Annotated in this window: 17 protein-coding genes, 3 pseudogenes and 1 riboswitch; of the genes and pseudogenes, 14 read left to right on the top strand and 6 right to left on the bottom strand. The window is 51.1% G+C overall.

Annotation, left to right across the window (positions count from 1 at the left end):
* Together ACWVX6_RS06405 and ACWVX6_RS06400 are read right to left on the bottom strand one after the other, a co-directional pair.
* Positions 1-406: Gfo/Idh/MocA family protein (locus tag ACWVX6_RS06405; protein WP_455152670.1), on the bottom strand; the 406-nt coding region annotated here is incomplete at its 3' end.
* Positions 407-514: 108 nt separating this feature from the next.
* Entirely contained in the window at positions 515-2,110 is a 1,596-nt protein-coding gene (locus tag ACWVX6_RS06400; RefSeq protein WP_270419404.1) for a solute:sodium symporter family transporter, read from the bottom strand.
* 303 nt (positions 2,111-2,413) lie between these two features.
* Here ACWVX6_RS06400 and ACWVX6_RS06395 point away from each other — a divergent pair, with 303 nt between their 5' ends.
* The 5 genes and pseudogenes from ACWVX6_RS06395 (at position 2,414) to ACWVX6_RS06375 (ending at position 5,626) form a co-directional block, all read left to right on the top strand.
* Entirely contained in the window at positions 2,414-3,253 is an 840-nt protein-coding gene (locus tag ACWVX6_RS06395) for a helix-turn-helix domain-containing protein (RefSeq protein WP_118361181.1), read from the top strand.
* A 207-nt stretch (positions 3,254-3,460) separates the two neighbouring features.
* A riboswitch (cyclic di-GMP riboswitch) is annotated at positions 3,461-3,551 on the top strand.
* Positions 3,552-3,722: 171 nt separating this feature from the next.
* Positions 3,723-4,247, top strand: a pseudogene (locus ACWVX6_RS06390) (transposase); the annotation flags it as partial.
* A 51-nt stretch (positions 4,248-4,298) separates the two neighbouring features.
* Positions 4,299-4,720, top strand: a pseudogene (locus ACWVX6_RS06385) (IS256 family transposase); the annotation flags it as partial.
* 62 nt (positions 4,721-4,782) lie between these two features.
* Positions 4,783-5,319: a hypothetical protein gene (locus ACWVX6_RS06380; protein WP_455152669.1), complete on the top strand. Its 537-nt coding sequence runs from the start codon at positions 4,783-4,785 to the stop codon at positions 5,317-5,319.
* A gap of 148 nt (positions 5,320-5,467) precedes the next feature.
* Complete coding sequence (locus tag ACWVX6_RS06375) at positions 5,468-5,626, top strand: helix-turn-helix domain-containing protein (RefSeq protein WP_455152668.1); 159 nt, start codon at positions 5,468-5,470, stop codon at positions 5,624-5,626.
* 385 nt (positions 5,627-6,011) lie between these two features.
* Here the strand turns inward: ACWVX6_RS06375 and ACWVX6_RS06370 are convergent, their stop codons facing one another.
* Positions 6,012-6,848 carry a MurR/RpiR family transcriptional regulator gene (locus tag ACWVX6_RS06370; RefSeq protein ID WP_455152667.1) on the bottom strand — a complete coding sequence of 279 codons (837 nt, stop codon included), beginning with the start codon at positions 6,846-6,848 and terminating at the stop codon, positions 6,012-6,014.
* 305 nt (positions 6,849-7,153) lie between these two features.
* Here ACWVX6_RS06370 and ACWVX6_RS06365 point away from each other — a divergent pair, with 305 nt between their 5' ends.
* The 8 genes from ACWVX6_RS06365 to ACWVX6_RS06330 all read left to right on the top strand — a co-directional run bounded on the left by ACWVX6_RS06365 (position 7,154) and on the right by ACWVX6_RS06330 (position 13,905).
* Positions 7,154-8,563, top strand: coding sequence for an MFS transporter (locus ACWVX6_RS06365; protein ID WP_118730039.1), 1,410 nt, complete (start codon positions 7,154-7,156; stop codon positions 8,561-8,563).
* A gap of 153 nt (positions 8,564-8,716) precedes the next feature.
* Positions 8,717-9,760 (top strand): endonuclease/exonuclease/phosphatase family protein, encoded by a 1,044-nt coding sequence (locus ACWVX6_RS06360; protein WP_118761712.1) that lies wholly within the window; start codon positions 8,717-8,719, stop codon positions 9,758-9,760.
* 89 nt (positions 9,761-9,849) lie between these two features.
* A complete protein-coding gene (locus ACWVX6_RS06355) occupies positions 9,850-10,575 on the top strand; it encodes an MgtC/SapB family protein (RefSeq protein WP_118361192.1) in 726 nt (241 codons plus the stop codon).
* A gap of 13 nt (positions 10,576-10,588) precedes the next feature.
* On the top strand, positions 10,589-11,281 hold the full coding sequence (locus ACWVX6_RS06350; RefSeq protein WP_118361194.1) for an MgtC/SapB family protein: 693 nt from the start codon (positions 10,589-10,591) through the stop codon (positions 11,279-11,281).
* Between the two features lie 403 nt (positions 11,282-11,684).
* Positions 11,685-11,843, top strand: a complete 159-nt coding sequence (locus tag ACWVX6_RS06345; RefSeq protein ID WP_455152671.1) for a DUF960 family protein — start codon at positions 11,685-11,687, stop codon at positions 11,841-11,843.
* Positions 11,844-11,873: 30 nt separating this feature from the next.
* Positions 11,874-12,965 (top strand): amidoligase family protein, encoded by a 1,092-nt coding sequence (locus tag ACWVX6_RS06340; protein WP_455152666.1) that lies wholly within the window; start codon positions 11,874-11,876, stop codon positions 12,963-12,965.
* Position 12,966: 1 nt separating this feature from the next.
* A complete protein-coding gene (locus ACWVX6_RS06335) occupies positions 12,967-13,293 on the top strand; it encodes a class II glutamine amidotransferase (protein ID WP_455152665.1) in 327 nt (108 codons plus the stop codon).
* Between the two features lie 45 nt (positions 13,294-13,338).
* A complete protein-coding gene (locus tag ACWVX6_RS06330; protein ID WP_455152664.1) occupies positions 13,339-13,905 on the top strand; it encodes a hypothetical protein in 567 nt (188 codons plus the stop codon).
* Positions 13,906-14,241: 336 nt separating this feature from the next.
* On the opposite strand, the gene ACWVX6_RS06325 is transcribed toward ACWVX6_RS06330, so the two are convergent.
* The gene (locus ACWVX6_RS06325; protein WP_455152663.1) at positions 14,242-14,904 is read right to left on the bottom strand and encodes an HI0074 family nucleotidyltransferase substrate-binding subunit; all 663 of its coding nucleotides are present in this window, start codon (positions 14,902-14,904) and stop codon (positions 14,242-14,244) included.
* A 55-nt stretch (positions 14,905-14,959) separates the two neighbouring features.
* Here ACWVX6_RS06325 and ACWVX6_RS06320 point away from each other — a divergent pair.
* Positions 14,960-15,528 (top strand): annotated as a pseudogene (locus tag ACWVX6_RS06320) (recombinase family protein).
* A 132-nt stretch (positions 15,529-15,660) separates the two neighbouring features.
* Here the strand turns inward: ACWVX6_RS06320 and ACWVX6_RS06315 are convergent.
* A complete protein-coding gene (locus ACWVX6_RS06315; RefSeq protein WP_455152662.1) occupies positions 15,661-16,746 on the bottom strand; it encodes a HipA protein in 1,086 nt (361 codons plus the stop codon).
* 453 nt (positions 16,747-17,199) lie between these two features.
* Positions 17,200-17,460 carry a hypothetical protein gene (locus ACWVX6_RS06310; protein ID WP_455152661.1) on the bottom strand — a complete coding sequence of 87 codons (261 nt, stop codon included), beginning with the start codon at positions 17,458-17,460 and terminating at the stop codon, positions 17,200-17,202.
* Positions 17,461-17,960: the final 500 nt, after the last annotated feature.

Raw genomic sequence — 17,960 nt, 5'->3', positions numbered from 1 at the left:
GGTTCATGATGTTGGAGAAACCGCAGTAGTTGACTACGCCCTTTTCCTTGGCCAGATCAGCCAGCTCGCGGGACTGCTCAGCAGACAGAGACAGCGGCTTCTCGCAGAAAACATGCTTGCCGTGCTCGAGAGCAGCCTTTGCCATCTCGTAGTGCATGCAGTTCGGGGTTGCAACGTCAACCAGGTCGATTGCCGGATCGGTAACAACGTCCATCCAGTTGGTGGTGTAGCGGTTGTAGCCCATGTTCTTCGCGAACTTTGCTACTGCATCCTCGCTGACGTCGCTTACCAGCTCAAATACCGGCATATCATCGCCGAAGATCATGCGTGCGTTGTGGAATGCGGTGGTGTGGGCCTTGCCCATCCAGCCAGCGCCGATCAGACCGATTTTGATTTCCTTGCTCATAAGTTTTTCCTCCTCAAAAAATCTCAATACCTTTGTTAGATTTTATCGAAAACGCCTTGTGCGTTTCTTACAATGTGAATAGTTGAATGGTTTCCGGGGTCCGGCTCATTATCGAGCCAGACCGATCGGAGAGAACAGCGCGTAGACGCACAGCATCAGGATGAAGCAGGTCAGCGCGGCGGGTTTTACATACTTCCACGGGGTCAGGTCAACAGCCTTGGAATCCTCGAGGATGAAGTCGGTAGCACGGGGCTTGAACTTGCCGATGAGCAGCATCAGTGCCAGGTCTACCGGGAACAGTACCGAAAGAACATACAGGTAATGCACATTCAGCGGCAGGAACTTGGAGATCGAGTACAGGATAACGTGTACGACCAGCGTGATCTTCGGTGCGCAGGCCGGAACGCGTTTGGTGTAGAAGCCTACCAGCACGATCGCGAGGATCGGCATGGAGTAGAAGCCGAAGCACTCCTGCAGGAAGTCATACAGACCGGACGGTGCATTGCTGACGAACGGCGCTACGCAGATGGATACGATCGCAAGACCGGTACCAACGCGCTTGCCTACGCTTACCAGATGAGAGTCGCTTGCGGTCTGGTTGAACAGCGGACGGTGGAAGTCCAGCGTGTAAAGCGTTACACAGCTGTTCAGTGCCGAGTTAAAGGACGACAGGATCGCACCGAACAGAACCGCTGCGATGATGCCGAGCAGCCAGTTCGGAACAACTGTGGTGATCAGAGACGGATATGCCAGGTCGCTGTTTGCCAGGCCGTCTCCGAAAAAGCGGTAAGCCAGCAGACCGCAGATGGTGATGAAGAACGGATCCAGCAGCTTGAGGAAGGCGGTGAACACTGCGCCGCGCTGTGCCTGCGCCAGATTCTTTGCTGCCAGCGTGCGCTGGATGATAGACTGGTTGGTGCACCAGTAGAACAGGTTGTTGAACAGCATGCCGAGGAACAGGACCGGCCACGGAATCATCGGAGGCAGGGCGTTCGCCGGATTGACCGCGTTGAACTTTTCCGCCGGAACATTGGTGATGAAGTCCTGAATACCGGCAAGGAAGCTGCCGTTGCCGAGGATGCAGATGGACAGGATCGGAATCAGCAGACCGCCGATCAGCAGGCCCACGCCGTTTACGGTATCAGATACCGCAACTGCCTTCAGGCCGCCGAAGATTGCGTAGATGGAACCGATAACGCCGATTGCAACACACAGAATCGCAATACTCTGATAAGAGGTGATGCCAAACAGCTGATCCAGATGGAAAATCTGGTTGAAGGCCAGCGCACCGGAGTACAGTACGGTCGGCAGGTAAGTAAGCATATAGCCGAGCAGGAACAGGAACGAGATGATCTGCTTGGTGGTGCGGTCAAATCGAACCTCCAGAAATTCCGGAATGGTGGTGATGCCAGCTTTCAGATACTTCGGCAGGAAGATCAGTGCCAGCGCCAGCAGCGCGATACTTGCGTTTACCGACCAGCTCATGGCGCCCATGTTGGTCGAATAGCTTTGTCCGGCCTGTCCGACCAGCTGTTCGGTGGACAGGTTGGTCATTTCCAGTGAACCGGCGATGACCAGACCGGTCAGTCCGCGTCCTGCAAGGAAGTAGCCTTCCTTGGTGGACAGGTTCTCCTCCTTGGTCTTGTACCATGAGATCAAGGCCACCAGACCGGTGAAGGCGATGAATGTTAAAATGATAATCAAATGTTTCAACCCCTCTTCTGAACAAGAAAATCCTATTATATTGTAGAATTTCCTATTCTTGTTTTTTCTTTTCCCTTCGTCTTTTCAACTCAAAAGAAACTATTTTTTGTGTTTTTGTTCGTTTCCCTTTCGTTGTACCTATCATATATCAAATTCTCACATTCATCACTACACAGGATAATAATAAAATATCAAAATTTTATACTTTTTATCAGTATTATTTTTTGATATAATTGTATAAGAAAAGCGAATGACAGCATTTCCATACCATGATATGGTACAAAAAAGGAGTTGACACCAATTATGCTTAACGATATGGGTATTCTGGCAGATTCTGTCCGCTATTACCACGATGCAGATGCCTTTACCGCGACTAACCTGTACCATGTTCCGCACGCAGGCAGCTACCATTGCGACGAAACATACGGTATGCAGCGTAATTATCTGGATATCTGCCAGATGCTTATTGTAGATGAAGGCGAACTGTCGGTCACCTACCGCGGTGAAACACGCACCGCCGGTCCCGGCAGCCTGATCCTGCTTGACTGCAGAGAACCGCACAGCTATCACGCCCTCACACCGATTCGCATGCGCTGGTTCCACTTTGCAGGCAACGGCAGCACGGCCTATACACATCTTATCCTCAATACGCACGGGTTCATCCTGCCCACCGGAAGCAATGCCGAGATTGAGGAATGTGTCCGCCGCATCATGGTCTCGGTGCACCAGAACCAGCCCAATCCTCATATTATTTCCCTGACGATCAACAAGCTGCTCGTTCTGCTCGTGCTCGTGCTCGGGGAAAAGAAAAAAAGCGATCTCGAGATCGCCATTCAGGACTCAGCCGACTATATGACGTACAATTTTGCGGACAAATCGCTCTCCATCGAACACCTGTCCCAGCGTGCTGCACTCAGCACCTGCTACTATATGCGTAAGTTTAAGGAATACCAGTCGGCAACACCGCATCAGTTTTTGCAGACTGTGCGTCTGAGCGCCGCAAAGCAGCAGCTGCTCACCACCTCGCAGAGTATTGAGACCATCGCAGATAACTGCGGTTTCTCCAGTGCTTCGCACTTTATTATGGCGTTCCGTAAGAGCACCGGCATTACCCCGCATCAGTACCGCACCCAGTGGAAATAAAAAGCACACTCTCCGTACTGCGTCCACCGGATGAAACGGTCGCGTGTACAGACAGGCAAGCGCAGCGCAGCTGTGCTATCCGAACGGTGATATTCATCAGATTGCTGCGCGAAATGTCGTTTTTATGACACGAATTGTATAGCAGACCAGTTGTGCGCTTATACAGATTATGGTATAGCAATCAAAAATCAGGTACATATATGGTGTCTGAGAGATAGGCAAACCCATCAAAAGATGGGGGACGCAAAGCCGGAAGGGTCTAAGGCGGCGAACGCCGCAATGACAGCCGGTTGCAAGCATCAACGAAGACGCTGTTAACCTCTTCTGCGCTTTATTGGGCAGAAGGAGGTGTACGCCGTGAAAAAAGAATCTGGCAAGCCGATTCGCGGTGCAATACACTGCTCGCAGAGCAGGTAAAACTCTGCCCTTTTGTGCTGTTCCAACAAAGATATAAAAACGCTTTCAAGTCATGAGTAGCCATGTCTTGAAAGCGTTTTTTTATTTAAATTTGAAGCCGTTAAGGCAGATAAAACAAGGAGGGAAAGTTATGAAAAAAACGATTGTTATCGACAATAGTATCATTGTGTTTGTTGCGACAATGACGCTGACTGTGGCGTTTGCGGCGGTCGCAGAACTCGAACGCGAGTACATCCTCCAGCGCCAGCGCGAGGGTATCGCCATTGCCAAGACAAAGAGCCAGTACACCGGACGCAAGCCGATACCGCTGTCGGACAACTACGAGCGGGTTGTTTCCCGATGGCGTGCCGGAGAGATTACCGCAATCGAGGCTATGTGGCAGACTAGACTTAAACCTAACACCGAGTTCATGGAAAACGGTCTGGAGGCCGAGCTGGACGATCAGCTGGGCTACAACCGGTATGACTACAAGAACAAGGACACGGATAATAGCCGGAACGGGCACAGCAGCAAAACCCTGCGCACCAGTTCTGGCGATGTAGAGGTATCTGTGCCGCGGGATCGCAAGAGCGAATTTGACCCCAAGGTGCTGCAGAAAAATCAGACCAGCATCAGCCAGGACATCGAGGATATTTTCATTGCCTGTACGGATAATTTGACCGGTTTTCTGCGGCGATTGAGGCAGTTTTCCCTAAAACTGAGATTCAAAACTGCATTATTCACCAGATTCGAAATTCCAGCAAATATGTCTCCTACAAGGATTTGAAGGCACTTATGGCTGACTTAAAAGCAGTCTACGCAGCAGTAGATGAACCGGCTGCTTTTGACGCGTTAGACACGTTCGCAGGACACTGGGACAAGAAGTATCCTAAGATTTCTCAGTCGTGGAGGGATAACTGGGCAAATCTCAGCACTTATTTTAAGTTTCCTCAAGAACTCCGACGGCTGATCTATACGACCAACACGATTGAAGGCTTTAACCGTCAGCTCAGGAAGGTAACCAAGTCGAAATCCGTGTTTCCGACCGATGACAGCCTTTTCAAAATGCTGCAGCATGAGCCGAAAACCTGCAAGCGCTGCACGGTATGCGCTCAGAAACGGAGGAACAGCAAATGATTACGAATGAGTACGGTATCCGCACCTTTTCATTGAAATTACAATGCAAATATTCCGAAATCCAGAACATTATCGAACAAAACGAGTGCATTTGTACCGGCAAAGGGAAATTAGGACTTTTGTCGTATTACCAGATGCCGCAGTTCAAGTCCATCGGCGTTGAAATTCACTTAGGGCAATCCATCTCGCATCCGTGCTGGCTGATACTGATTGTTAACCCGTCCTCCCTGCTCACTGGTACATATGAGTCGACCGCATTATTTCAGGCAGACAAAGAGTCTGTTCAACAGCTAAAGCACCGTCTGCGAAATATCCTTGATAAAATCGGCGTTGACCGGCGGCTCAAGGAGTTCAAGCTGTCGAGGTGTGATTTGACCTGCAATCTGTATTATGATCGCAAGGCGGATGTTCAAGATCGTTTGGATATTTTCAAGAAATCCTTTCCCATCCTCCACTACAGTGCGGTTAAGTTCGGCCAATATTCAAATTCCAATGAAAGATTCAAAGGCGCCAATAAGCATTCATCGAGTTAACGTACTGGAAATGGTTCGGATAAAGGCTTGTTTCAGGGTATTTGAGTCTGCTTAGACAGCATGATTTGACGTTTGATCGCCAACATTAGAATAAGCATACATGAATTAAAGTGAAATGCGTTTTCACCTATGTTGATGGAGGTTTTCTATGCCGAACGATGAAATCTTGACCGTAAAAGAAACCGCAGCCCTGCTCAAGACCACGCGCCAGCAGGTGCGCAAGATGATCGCAAATGAAGAACTCCCGGCCGTAAAGGTTGGCCGGGAGTGGAGGGTGCTGAAGGCGGGGATTATGGAGTTTTTTTGAGGTGAATTTGTAAACATACCTATTGGGTCATGTAGCCGTATATTTTCCGCATCAACACATCCAGATAAGGTTTTCTTTCGTGCTGTAGAATATAATTTGATCCTGTGGAAGATGAAGAGTTTGGCTGATATATTTTCGCCGATGTTCCAGATTGGCAATCTGAGCTGCCGTCAGAGATGTGCTATATCGCGAGATTGGCGCTGCTTTATCAGCGCAGTTAATCGCAATAATCAAACGGGAACATGATACAGGGACAGCATTGACTGAAACAATGCTAGATCGTTAGCATAATCTCTTTGATCCGAGCGCAGCACATATACGATATAGAAGCAATGATACAATATATCTTTCAAGCATCAAATTCCACACACAGGATCAAAAATGATCAATCAGTGCGAAATGGCAGGAGCACTTCATTCATGCGTTCAATATTCTGTACGACGCTGTCCTTGCGGCGGATAGCGAGGCTGACATAAAGCGTGTCAATGAGGGAGAACTGCGCCACGCGCGGCGACACGAAAAGCTGCTCGGGCGAATACAACTCAAGGCAGATGTCGCTGACCTCTTTGAGCGGCGTATCCGGGTAGCCGGTGATGCCGATGGTCGGCGCGCCGCACTCCTTCGCGGTACGCACAGCCGACACGATTTCGCGCGTCTTGCCGGTATGCGAGATGGCGATAACCGCCGTATCCGGGCCGCATTGGCTCGCCTGAATCTGCATCAGGTGCGAATCGGTCAGCGAAACCGCGCGGATGCCGATGCGCATGAGGCGGATGTAGAAGTCCTCCGCGATGGTGCCAGACGCGCCGACGCCGAGGATGAGGATATTCTCCGCCCGGTTGAGCGCCCCCACCGCCTGCTCGATTTTCTCGAAATCAAGCAGCTGGAGCGCCCGCTCGAGCGTGTCGATATTCCGGCCGAACACATTCTCCGAAATGGTCGAAATACTATCGGTTTCGGACAGATCTTCAAAAATCGTGCGCACCGACTTAGGAGAATATTTCGCCAGCAGCAGCTTTACCTCGCTGAAGCCCGCGCAGCCGACGATCTTGCAGAATCGAATAATACTCGACTCCGCGATGTCAAGCTCGGCCGCCATCTGCTGAATGCTGATCGAGGTAATATGTACCGGATCGGCTAAGATATAGTCCGCAATCCGCTTTCCAACCTTGGATAAAGTCGAATACTGCGACTGAATTGCGGCATAAACGTTCTTGTCCATGCAATCACCCTGCACTTCCGCATTATATAGTGATTTCATTGTATCACAAAACATCGACCTTGTGAAGAATGCACAAAATTGAATATTATTCTTTTTACAATATGATTTATTGAATTTTATTCCGCTCAGTGCTATACTTGTAGATGTTCGGTGGAACGGACTTCCACTGAAAGGGTATAGCGAGAGACGAGTCCGGACAACGTCTCAAAGGCAGACCCACTCCCGATGCGCCCGGCGCACCGGACGGTCTGTATCGCTGCAACTGAAAAGAAAAGAAAAACAAAAAAAAAGGACTGAGCAAAACCATGGGCAAATCCAGCAACCCGACTTTCGCGGGTGATAAGGAATTTGAGAAAATCCATCTCAAAGAAAAGTTTTCCTACGGCCTCGGCGACGTTGCCTGCAACGTTGTCTACGCCCTGACCACCTCGCTGCTGATTTACTTCTACACCAACGTAGTCGGTATCTCGGCGGCTATGATCGGTACCATCATGCTGTTCTCCCGTTTCTTCGATGGTATTTCCGACGTACTTATCGGTCATCTGGTTGACCGCACGCATTCCAAGCACGGCAAATCCCGTGCATGGATTCTCTGGATGATGATTCCGTACGGCATCGCAGCCATCCTGCTGTTCACCGTTCCGCCTGCAACCCCGATCGTCAAGGGCATCTACGTTTTCATCACCTATAACTTCTGCACCACCGTTGTCTACACCGCACTCAACCTTCCGTATGCAACGCTGGCTACCCTGATGACCCGCGACACCGACCAGCGCGCCGTTGTCAACCTGTTCCGTACCGGTATGTCCGCCCTCGGCAACATGGTCATCACCGCCATTACCTTCCCGCTGGTTACCCGTCTGGGTGACACCCAGCAGGCATGGATCGAGGTTTCCATCCTCTACGCCATCGTTTCCATCATCATGCTGTTCATCTGCTTCAAGAACTGCCACGAGCGCGTCAAGGAAGAGACCAAGACCAAGGACGGCAAGAACGTTCCGCTCTGGATGGGCATCAAGCTCTGCGTCACCAACAAGTACTTCATCATGTTCTTCATGCTCGCTGTGTTCCTGTCCTTCTATGAGGCAGTTACCGGCACCTGCAACGCATACTACGCACAGTACATTCTCGGCAACCGCGACCTGCTCGGCGCACTCGCGTCCTTCGAATCCATTCCGCAGATCGTCACCGTTCTTGTCCTCTCCCCGTTCATCGCCAAGTTCGGCAAGCGCAATGTCGCTCTCATCGGCGCAATCGTCGCCGTTATCGGCACGGTTTCCCTGTTCATCAACCCGAGCGCCCTCAATCTTGCGCTGTTCGCCTGCGTCATGCGCGGCATCGGCAAGGGCTGCTTCCGCGGCGTAAAATACTCCATGCTGGCTGACGTTATCGAATACGGTGCATGGAAGAGCGGCATCCGCGTACAGGGCCTGATGGTTTCCGCAACCACCGCCGGCCAGAAGTTCGGCTCCGGCATGACGAGCGCGATCTTCGGCGCCCTGATGAGCCTTGTAGGCTTCGCCGGCACCGCAACCATCAATGCCGCACAGTCTCAGATGCTCATCGCCATCTACATCATCGGCAACATCATCGCCTGGGGCGGCATCGGCGTTCTGCTGATCTTCTACAAGCTCGATAAGATCTATCCGCGCATTATCACCGAGATGAAGCAGCGCGAAGCTGCCGAAGCAGCAAAGACGACCGCAAACGCCTGATTTCCCCCCGCACTCCCTCATTTTACGTATCATCTTTTTCTTCCCTTATATGGAACAGCCGGCGGAGTCAAGCATTCCTGCCGGCTGCCCCCATATTCTACCGCAAATAAACTTCTGTAAATATCCACCATTTATATGAAAGGCGTGTAACAAATGGAAACCCTGTCCTACGAAAAACGCATCGAACTCGGTAATCTCGTCCCGGCACTCGGCCAGTTCAAGGTCATGGAAAAAATCCCGCAGTATCAGCAGTGCGAGGTGCACAACCTCGTGGATGCGCCCGCCGAGGTGCCCGAAACGCTGCGCCACGTTGTATTCAACATCGAGCGCGGCCAGACGCTTCACGAAACCATCGACTTTCTCAATATGTGTCCCGACCTCAAAAACATGGACATCATCTACGCCAACGAGCTGGATGACGGCGCGGTCCGCTCGGGCAACTGCAACGTTGCCTACGAAATCGCGAAATCCATCGGCATGAATTACGCCTACGGTCTGGAGTTTATCGAGCTGGTAAATCCCGAGGACAACAAGGGCTTCCACGGCAACGCCCTGTTCTCCCGCTGGCCCATCCGCTGGGCGAAGGTCGTCCATATGCCCGAGCAGTACAACTGGTACTATGACCGCCAGAAGCGCATCGGCGCACGTGTCGCCATCGTCTGCTCGCTCGACATCGGCGGACGCGAGGTCGGCGCGGTCAGCGTTCATCTGGAGAACCGTGCGGACAGCGAGGGCCGCGAAGCGCAGATGGCAGTCGTATATGATGAGATCAAGCGTTCGTTCGCGCCCGATACGCCGGTCATGATCGGCGGCGACCTGAACACCAACACGTTCGACGGCAACGACATTCCGGGCTTCACCGCGCTGTTCAACGACCCGGAGCGTCTCTCCAAGCACATGGCGGCGGTCGAGAAATACGAGCGCGTTCTGCCGCAGGCGGAGGAAAACGGCTTCTCCTACCGCGAGTTCAGCAGCATCGAGGGCACGCGCCGCAAGCCGATGCCGGGCGGCAAGAGCATGCTGCTCAAGCTGGACTGGCTGATGGCGCGCGGCATGGAATGCGTCGATCACGGCACGATTTCGACCGAAACGAAGGACTGCACCTGGGCCGAGCCGGGCAGCGCGCTGGCGAAGTTCACCGGTCCTGAGCTGTCCGACCACAACGCCTGCTGGGCAGACTGTCGATTCGCAAAGTAAATACTGAAATCTATTGTAGAAAGCTGCACACGCTGCATACATATTGGCAGCGTGTGCACTTTTTATCGAGTGAGGAGAACCTACATCAAATGAGTGGAATGATACAATACCTGCGCGAACTTCATTTCGCCTCGGTCGTAGTGCGGCTCGCCCTTGCGATGCTGCTCGGCGGCTGCATCGGTCTGGAGCGCGGACGCAAGCGCCGTCCGGCCGGTTTCCGCACCTATATGCTCGTCTGTCTTGGCGCGGCGCTGACCGTGCTGCTCAGCCTGTACGAATTTACCATGGTGACAGGGCCGTGGTCGGATATTTGCGCAGAGATCGGCATAAAAACCGACGTTTCGCGTTTTGGCGCACAGGTCATCAACGGCATCGGCTTTCTGGGCGCAGGAACCATTCTCGTTACCGGCCGCCAGCAGGTCAAGGGACTGACTACCGCCGCCGGCTTGTGGGCTTCGGCGTGTACCGGCCTTGCGGTCGGCGCAGGATTTTACGAGTGCGTGCTCATCGCATTCGCGATGATATTTCTCAGCATCCGCCTGTTTCCAATTGTGGATGCGTACATACAGGAGAACGCGCGTGACATCAATCTGTACATGGAGTTCCATTCGCTCGGGGACATCAGTACCATCATCAATCAGCTGAAAGCGCAGAACGTGCAGATCTACGACATCGATATCGAGCGGAACAAAAGTGGCGAGGCGCTGCACCCAAGTGCGATCTTCTCGATCCGCCTCAATGAAAAAATACCGCACACGCAGCTTCTCTCCGATCTGGCGGAGCTGGACTGCCTTTGCGTGATCGAAGAGCTGTAAGGAGTGGACTGCTATGTTATCTGTTTTTGACGGCCTGCGCGACGTGACGACGCTTTCCGTGTTCGTGCGTCTGGCCTGCGCGCTCATCTGCGGCGGCATTATCGGTATCGAGCGCTCGTACAAGCGCCGCCCGGCCGGCTTCCGCACGCACATCCTCATCTGCATCGGCGCGGCCATCACCACGCTGACGAGTCAGTATCTGTATCTGAATATGCACTATTTTACAGATATGGCGCGCCTCGGTGCACAAGTTGTTGCGGGTATTGGCTTCATCGGTGCAGGCACCATCATCGTTACCAAGCGGCAGCGCGTCAAGGGTCTGACCACGGCGGCCGGACTGTGGACCTCGGCCATCATCGGCCTCACCTTTGGCGGCGGCTTCTACGAGGGCGGCATTCTTGCGACCGTGTTCATCATGCTCGCCGAGCTTGTGTTCTCGCGGCTGGAGTACCGTGTGTTGGAGCACGTTCCCGAGATCAATGTGTATATGGAATATGAGGATAAAACGTGTCTGGACGATGTGCTGCAGCTGTACCGCAGATGTGATGTCAAGGTGCTGAATATCCAGATCACCCGTGCGGCGGAAAACGGTGAGCACAATGCCTGTGCGATCTTCACACTGCGCCTGCCGCGCAGCTGCACGGTAAACCGTCTGATGACACTGGTCGGCGAGCGTAAAGGCATCGTGTCGGTCGAGGAACTGTAAAACGGCAGAACGCAGAAAGAGGCTGACGAATCTGCGCTTTCAAACGAATGGAATTCGCGTCTTATGTCACAATTTTTCGTCTTTTTTGTAAAAAACGAAGTGTACATCCCCACTTTTACGAAAATTACACAAAAATGAATTTCTCTATTTAATACGCGTTGCAGTGCGAGAACTTTTTTCTGTTTTTCCTTCATTTTTAACTATATATTATAGATGTAGAAGCTCCTGAGATATTCTCAGGAGCTTACTTTTTGTCAAAAAGAAGGAAGCAAAGATGTTCAACAATCAAAAATTTCTGACGTGCGGCGTGATGGCTGAGATTCCCTCATGGCTGGCCAACCTCATGTGACACATGGTCTTGACGATGGAGGTTGAGAAAAAGGACTATTTGTAGGTATTCACGCTGACGAAATTGCCAACCGGTCAGCACATTATCCATGAGCAGGAGCAGCCGCCGTACCGTTATGAGCTTGACGTCGCGTGCTCGGACGCAGTGAACGCTAAGGTGTTCGCCATTGACAGTCAGGTATATTCTACTATGCTACTCGCCGAAGAATATTGATATTTACCAGACGAAATGGAGGAATTACCAATGAGTGAAATCAGAATTTGTGCGAACTGCGGTGCAGAGCATCCACTCGATGCGATGTTTCGAGTCGGGAGCGACTGGCTGTGTGAAAGTTGCGCCGATGAGTTTACGGTCATTTGTGACGCCTGCGGAGAGCGGATTTACTCCGAGGATGCTATTGAGGACAGCAACTACACGCTCTGCGAAAGCTGCTTTGATGCGGATTACGTCCATTGTGCAGATTGCGACCGCATTCTGCGGCGTGACCGCGCGTACTGTGACGGAGATGACAGCGCCTACTGCGCATCCTGCTGGGATGAGCATTGTGACATTATTCACGAGTACAATTACACGCCTGACCTCGTGTTCCACGAAAAGGGTCTGCGGCACTTCGGCGTAGCACTGGAAATCGACAACGGCGGCACAGACCGTTACAATGCCGAAAAATTGTTGAACATCGCCAATGCAGACGCGGAGAATTTATATATCAAGACGGACGGCAGCTTGGACGATGGTTTGGAACTTGTCACGCACCCAATGACACTTACATACCATCTGAATGAAATGCCGTGGGCGGAAATCCTCCGTAAAGCGCAGAGCATGGGCTATCTCAGTCATGCGGCAGGCACTTGTGGCCTGCACGTTCACATCTCGCGTCTGGCGTTTGGCTGTACTTACGAACAGCAGGAAGCCGCGATTGCCCGTTTGCTCTACTTTGTCGAGAAATTCTGGGCAGAACTGCTGCGGTTCTGCCGCCGCACGCAGAGCCAGACGAATCGCTGGGCAGTGCGGTACGGCATTCGCCTCACGCCGACCGACCAGATGAGCCACGCGAAGAACTCCTGTGCCGGACGCTACACGGCGGTAAACCTGACCAATTCGGATACCGTTGAAATCAGAATGTTTCGCGGAACTTTGAAGCTGAATACCTTGAAAGCCACCTTGCAGATGGTAAACCATCTGGTCGAGGTGGCTGTTTCTTTGTCTGACAGCGAGGTGCAAGACATGAGCTGGTTCGACTTTCTGGACACTGTGCACGAGCCGGAGCTGATCCAGTACCTCAAGGAGTGCCGCCTCTATGTTAATGAACCTGTAAATGCAAGTGAGGAGGAATAATATGTGCAGTTTGTTCGGTTTAATCGATTTCAAGGAAAGTCTGAGCACCCACACCAAGAATAAAATTCTGAACACATTAGCACGTGAGTGTCAGGTGCGTGGCACGGACGCAACCGGCATTGCCTACAATAATGACCGCCTGCGGATTTATAAGCGCCCCCTGCCCGCTCGAAAAATGAAGATTCATATTCCGCACGGTGTGAACGTCGTCATGGGACACACCCGTATGACCACACAGGGCAATGCGCAGTTTAACCAGAATAACCACCCGTTTCTCGGCAAAGTCGACGGAAACAGCTTCGCCCTCGCACATAACGGCGTGCTCTGAAATGACAAGGAACTGCGCGCAGAAGAAAACCTTCCGCTGACAAGCGTGGAAACGGACAGCTATGTTGCCGTTCAGCTCCTTGAACAGCAGAAAACCCTCGACTTTGACAGCCTGCAATCCATGGCTGAAGCAGTCGAGGATTCATTTGTCTTCACGGTTCTGGACAAGGACAACTCCATCTGGTTCGTAGTTGGCGATAATCCGCTGTGCGTCATGTTCTATGATGGCTACCTTATTTACGCCTCGACACAGCAAATCCTGTGCAAGGCCATCAAAAAGCTGCGGTTAAAAGCGCCAACGGACATTCTGGAGCCAAAGGAGGGTGAAATTCTGAAAATCGACCGCACCGGACGTATGACTACAAGCGCATTTACGCCGAAAACCAGTTATGAGCATTGGTGGCGGCGTTATTCTCCATATTACCGCGACTACTATGAGGACACGCCGGAAAACTATGATGACCTGTTCTCGGTTGCCAAAGCGTTTGGCGTGAGCGCAGATGAAGTGCAGGCATTGCTCGACTACGGCTGCTCGGAGGAGGAAATCGAGGAAATGCTTTACGACCTGTCGCTGCTCCATGAAGTGACCGGCGAACTGCTCTATGCGTACTGAGGGAAGAAGATGTTGCTTATGATTCCATTAGGCCCAATTTTCCAGGCTGTAGGCGCGGTGGTCGATTTGATTATCGAGGCCGTTGAAAATTTCTCGGACAGTTGAGGAGGTGAAAAAGTGAACGCAGGAAAAGTCATTCTCAGTACGCTGACTATTATTGGTCTGCTTGCCGATCTTATCGACGATGACTAAACACAAAAATACCGACTCATCAAGAGCCGGTATTTTTTGAGCATGTCAATATGGTATACCCATCTGAAACAACGAAAAACTATGTCAATAGGGTCGTTTTCGGACTTTTGAAATATGTCAGAATGTACGGCGACCCTATTGCAATCAACCACGTTTCAACTGCTCGATAAGTTTATCAAACAGCGACACAAACTCGCTCTCAATCTGAGAGTAAATTTCCTGTGCGGTTGCATCATCATAAAGGTGCGAGGTCTGGTTGCGAGCATTCAACAGTGCAATCCACGCCTGTTCATCGTCAATCAGGCCATACGAGAACGCCTTACGCATCGTTGCTTTCGGACTGTTCAACTCTGTAAAACCTTGGTCGAGCAAAAACTCACGAGTGGTTTTCCACGCCAGCTCGCAGGTGAACTCAAAGCGCTGGATTACACCGTCGCGAATGATTTTAGCCGGATTCTCTTGATACGCTTGCACACCCTCGCGTAAGCGTTCAACAGCATTGGTGAGATTTTCGAATTTCGTATTGTAACGGTCCAGCAAGCAAATCCCGTCCTTCTCTATATTTTGAAGCAATGCGGCATCGGTGTGTTCGCTGACAAACACCAGATCAACCGAATACAGCGAGTCCAGATCATTTTCCACTGCATCGCTGAATAGTGTACGCTGCTGCGGCGTGCAGCCCCATACCGCGAAATCATAATCACTGCGGGCGTGATGATCGCCGCGGGCACGCGAACCGAATAATATCAGTTTCGGCACTCCATAACGGTGCGCTAACTGTTTTACCTGTTCGATTGTCTTATCCATCAGCGTCACCGTCCTTATATTTCTCATTATACCATATTTGAAGGAGAGATACACCATGAAAATCGGCTATATCTGCGTCAGCACCGAGGACCAGAATACTGCACGTCAGGAAGTCCTGCTGCACGATCTCGGCGTTGATGAACTGTTTATCGACAAGGCCAGCGGCAAAAACGATGACCGTCCAAAGCTGAACCGCATGATGGAATACATCCGCACGGCGATACCGTGATCGTGGAGTCGATCAGTCGTTTTGCCCGCAACACACGCAACCTGCTTGATCTTGTGGAACGGCTGACCGAAAAGCATGTAGAGTTTGTCAGCCGCAAGGAGTCCATCGACACCACTACACCTACCGGCAAGTTTATGCTGACAGGGTTTGCGGCGATCGCAGAACTCGAACGCGAGTACATCCTCCAGCGTCAGTGCGAGGGAATTGCTATCGCAAAAGAACAGGGCAAGTACGCCGGTCGCAAGCCACTGCCGTTGCCGGACAATTTCGAGCGGGTAGTCGCACGCTGGCGTACCGGCGAAATCACCGCGACCGAGGCCATGCGGCAAACCGGATTGAAGACGAATACGTTTTACCGCCAGTGTACGAAATCGAAACAAACCGCAAACAACTAAGATTCCATTGTATACTTTAGTTACCGCTATACCTTAAACATTAACCGCCGAACCTCAAAACAGCACGAGGTTCGGCGGATTTGTTTTTTGTATTCAATCTATGTTTCCGGCCCAAAATGCGGCAAAGCCCTGTCATGCCAGAATCGCTCTTCTCTGCCGCTCCACAATTTCAGACAGCCGGTTCAGCCGTTCCTCCTGCAATTCGATGTCCGAATGCAGCATGAAGCGGAAGCCATCCAGATTTTTCAGCTCCTGCCGGATTTCATCTGTCAGCACACCGTGTGCTGTCTTGATAAAATCCACGCCGATACGCGGACGGCACTTGCCGATGTACCAGTCCGGATTGGCCAGCTGATCTTCATCCAGATCGAACAGCAGACTGCGGTTGTGGTCAAAGACCGGCGCAGGCTTCTTAATTTCCATCGTCTGATTGTCGAACAGGAAGCCGAAATTGCCGAGATGGCGGTCTGTGTTGAGAATGAGCGCGTCAAGTACGAACATACGGCGGAGCGCGTCCTCCGCGCCAAACCCAGTATACAGCCGCAGCAGTTCGGAAACCGTTGTCGGACGATCGGGAAAGTCGCTGATTTTGATGAGTCCGGCCTGCTCATCGGTAAACAGACGGCACTTGGATATCAGCCGATGATGGTAGAAATCCAGGTCGTAATCCACAGCCTGTGGACAAATACATACCGCAAGCTGACACGCAAGAAACTCGGACAGCGGCTCGATTTCATAGGTGTCGCTGCCGCCCTTGTAGAGGTAAATTCCGTCCGGTTCACGCACCCAGCATTTTGCGTAATAGCCGTCCGTACCGAACTCCGGCGAGGTGGAGGACAGGGACTCTACGCTGATCACGCCGCTGAAAGCCGCCTGCGCGATGAGGGCATCAAACTCGTTTCGATATAGGGAAACCTTGTCCCAGCCGAGCGTTTCCGACTCTTCTTTCACCCAAAACGTATCGTTGAGCGACAGCGCATGCGTCACACGAAGAAAGCCCTCCAGACCGATGCAGCCGTACTGCTCCAGAAGCTGTTCAATGTGCTTGCGGTGCTTGGGTGCCTTACGCTTCTCAAGCCACGCCGTCAGCGATTGCAGACCGAGCGGGCGCAATTCGGTGTACCACTCCTGCAGAACCGCGCTTTCCTCTCCAAATTCGTCCTGTATACAGGAGAACAATGCCCACGGCTCGTCTTTATTCATTAAGATGTATCGCATAAGGCGCCCTCCTTTCGCACTTTGGTGAGGTAATTATAGCATATTGAACACAGAATGGCAAAAGTAGCATAGCATCTGCCAGAACTACAATGTAATTGATAAATTGTGCCATTCCGCAAAAACCTGTTTTCCGCATCAAGAACGAGGATGGCGATCTTGGTGTCATGGATTCATTCTCCGTGCGTAGCCGCTGAACTTCTGCGTCCTCTGCGCTCTATGGCAAATGCCTCCGGCCCTTTACTTCAAATCGTCTCGCTGTTTCGCAGTAACTCAACTTTTCTTTCATCATGTTTTGCACGACCAGTTTCTTAAGGCAATACCGCATAATTGAACAAGAGCGATTTGCGAATAAATTTTGCGTACTGATGAGGCGCGGTTTCGCAGCAATACTTGCCGTATTGCAAGAAATCGCAACAAAATCAGAATACAAAATTTCCGCAAAGCGCCGCTGCTTTAATTGTGCGGTGTTGCCTTAAATTCTGGCGTGTCCCGTTTGTTCATTTTTTCCTCTTGGCATAATAAATCACTCCATCTGTTAGATAGTATATCATATTGTCTAACAAATGGGGTGCAGTTCAACATATGTCGCTCTTCTTTCTCATTCCTCTGCTGCAGTAAATCTGATTCATCGTTGGGTTTTCGATCAAGATCAGCAGGCAGATAATCTATAGCACTCCGAGGCGTAAAAGAACGCAGAATATCGTTTTTAGGCATGGACGCATTTCCTTAACAGTTTCCCATTTGATATCCTCGAACATTTCTTCTCTATCTTCGTCTTCATCTTTTCGGCAATTATTTGTAAACTTATGAACCAGCTTTTTGTAATGTTCAGGCAGCACTCGTTCCTTCCCATACAGCGGGTAATACGGTGCTGAATGAAAGAATAACAATCTTTTCGAGTGGGAAATACAGTTCTTTTATACAGAACCAGATGTTTTACCAGTACATCCTCTACTCTCTCCAGCAAGTGCTCTGACGCTTCACTTATGACAAAAGTTTCATACACATTATCTATTAAAGAGCAGGAGGTATTGTACTTCAGCAGTTCCGCTTTATCGTGCTTATTCCCGTCTCCCTTAACTTTATATATGGCATTTAATACGAACAGCAATGGCAGTACAGGGTAAATATATGGTGTCGAAAAAACTGCGTTACACCTTGTCTTACTGCAAACTGTTCTCTTCTTTACAGGCACACCTTTATACAGTAGTTCG

It is taken from the genome of Butyricicoccus sp., from assembly GCF_977037065.1.
This window is presented reverse-complemented; position numbering and strand designations above follow the sequence as displayed.

What these genes read in the sequence shown, in the direction of transcription:
- ACWVX6_RS06395 (WP_118361181.1), top strand. Translation starts at nt 2,414, where the DNA reads ATGCTTAACGATATGGGTATTCTGGCAGATTCTGTCCGCTATTACCAC.
- ACWVX6_RS06380 (WP_455152669.1), top strand. Translation starts at nt 4,783, where the DNA reads ATGATTACGAATGAGTACGGTATCCGCACCTTTTCATTGAAATTACAA.
- ACWVX6_RS06375 (WP_455152668.1), top strand. Translation starts at nt 5,468, where the DNA reads ATGCCGAACGATGAAATCTTGACCGTAAAAGAAACCGCAGCCCTGCTC.
- ACWVX6_RS06370 (WP_455152667.1), bottom strand. Translation starts at nt 6,848, where the DNA reads ATGGACAAGAACGTTTATGCCGCAATTCAGTCGCAGTATTCGACTTTA.
- ACWVX6_RS06365 (WP_118730039.1), top strand. Translation starts at nt 7,154, where the DNA reads ATGGGCAAATCCAGCAACCCGACTTTCGCGGGTGATAAGGAATTTGAG.
- ACWVX6_RS06360 (WP_118761712.1), top strand. Translation starts at nt 8,717, where the DNA reads ATGGAAACCCTGTCCTACGAAAAACGCATCGAACTCGGTAATCTCGTC.
- ACWVX6_RS06355 (WP_118361192.1), top strand. Translation starts at nt 9,850, where the DNA reads ATGAGTGGAATGATACAATACCTGCGCGAACTTCATTTCGCCTCGGTC.
- ACWVX6_RS06350 (WP_118361194.1), top strand. Translation starts at nt 10,589, where the DNA reads ATGTTATCTGTTTTTGACGGCCTGCGCGACGTGACGACGCTTTCCGTG.
- ACWVX6_RS06340 (WP_455152666.1), top strand. Translation starts at nt 11,874, where the DNA reads ATGAGTGAAATCAGAATTTGTGCGAACTGCGGTGCAGAGCATCCACTC.
- ACWVX6_RS06335 (WP_455152665.1), top strand. Translation starts at nt 12,967, where the DNA reads ATGTGCAGTTTGTTCGGTTTAATCGATTTCAAGGAAAGTCTGAGCACC.
- ACWVX6_RS06325 (WP_455152663.1), bottom strand. Translation starts at nt 14,904, where the DNA reads ATGGATAAGACAATCGAACAGGTAAAACAGTTAGCGCACCGTTATGGA.
- ACWVX6_RS06315 (WP_455152662.1), bottom strand. Translation starts at nt 16,746, where the DNA reads ATGCGATACATCTTAATGAATAAAGACGAGCCGTGGGCATTGTTCTCC.
- ACWVX6_RS06310 (WP_455152661.1), bottom strand. Translation starts at nt 17,460, where the DNA reads ATGCCTAAAAACGATATTCTGCGTTCTTTTACGCCTCGGAGTGCTATA.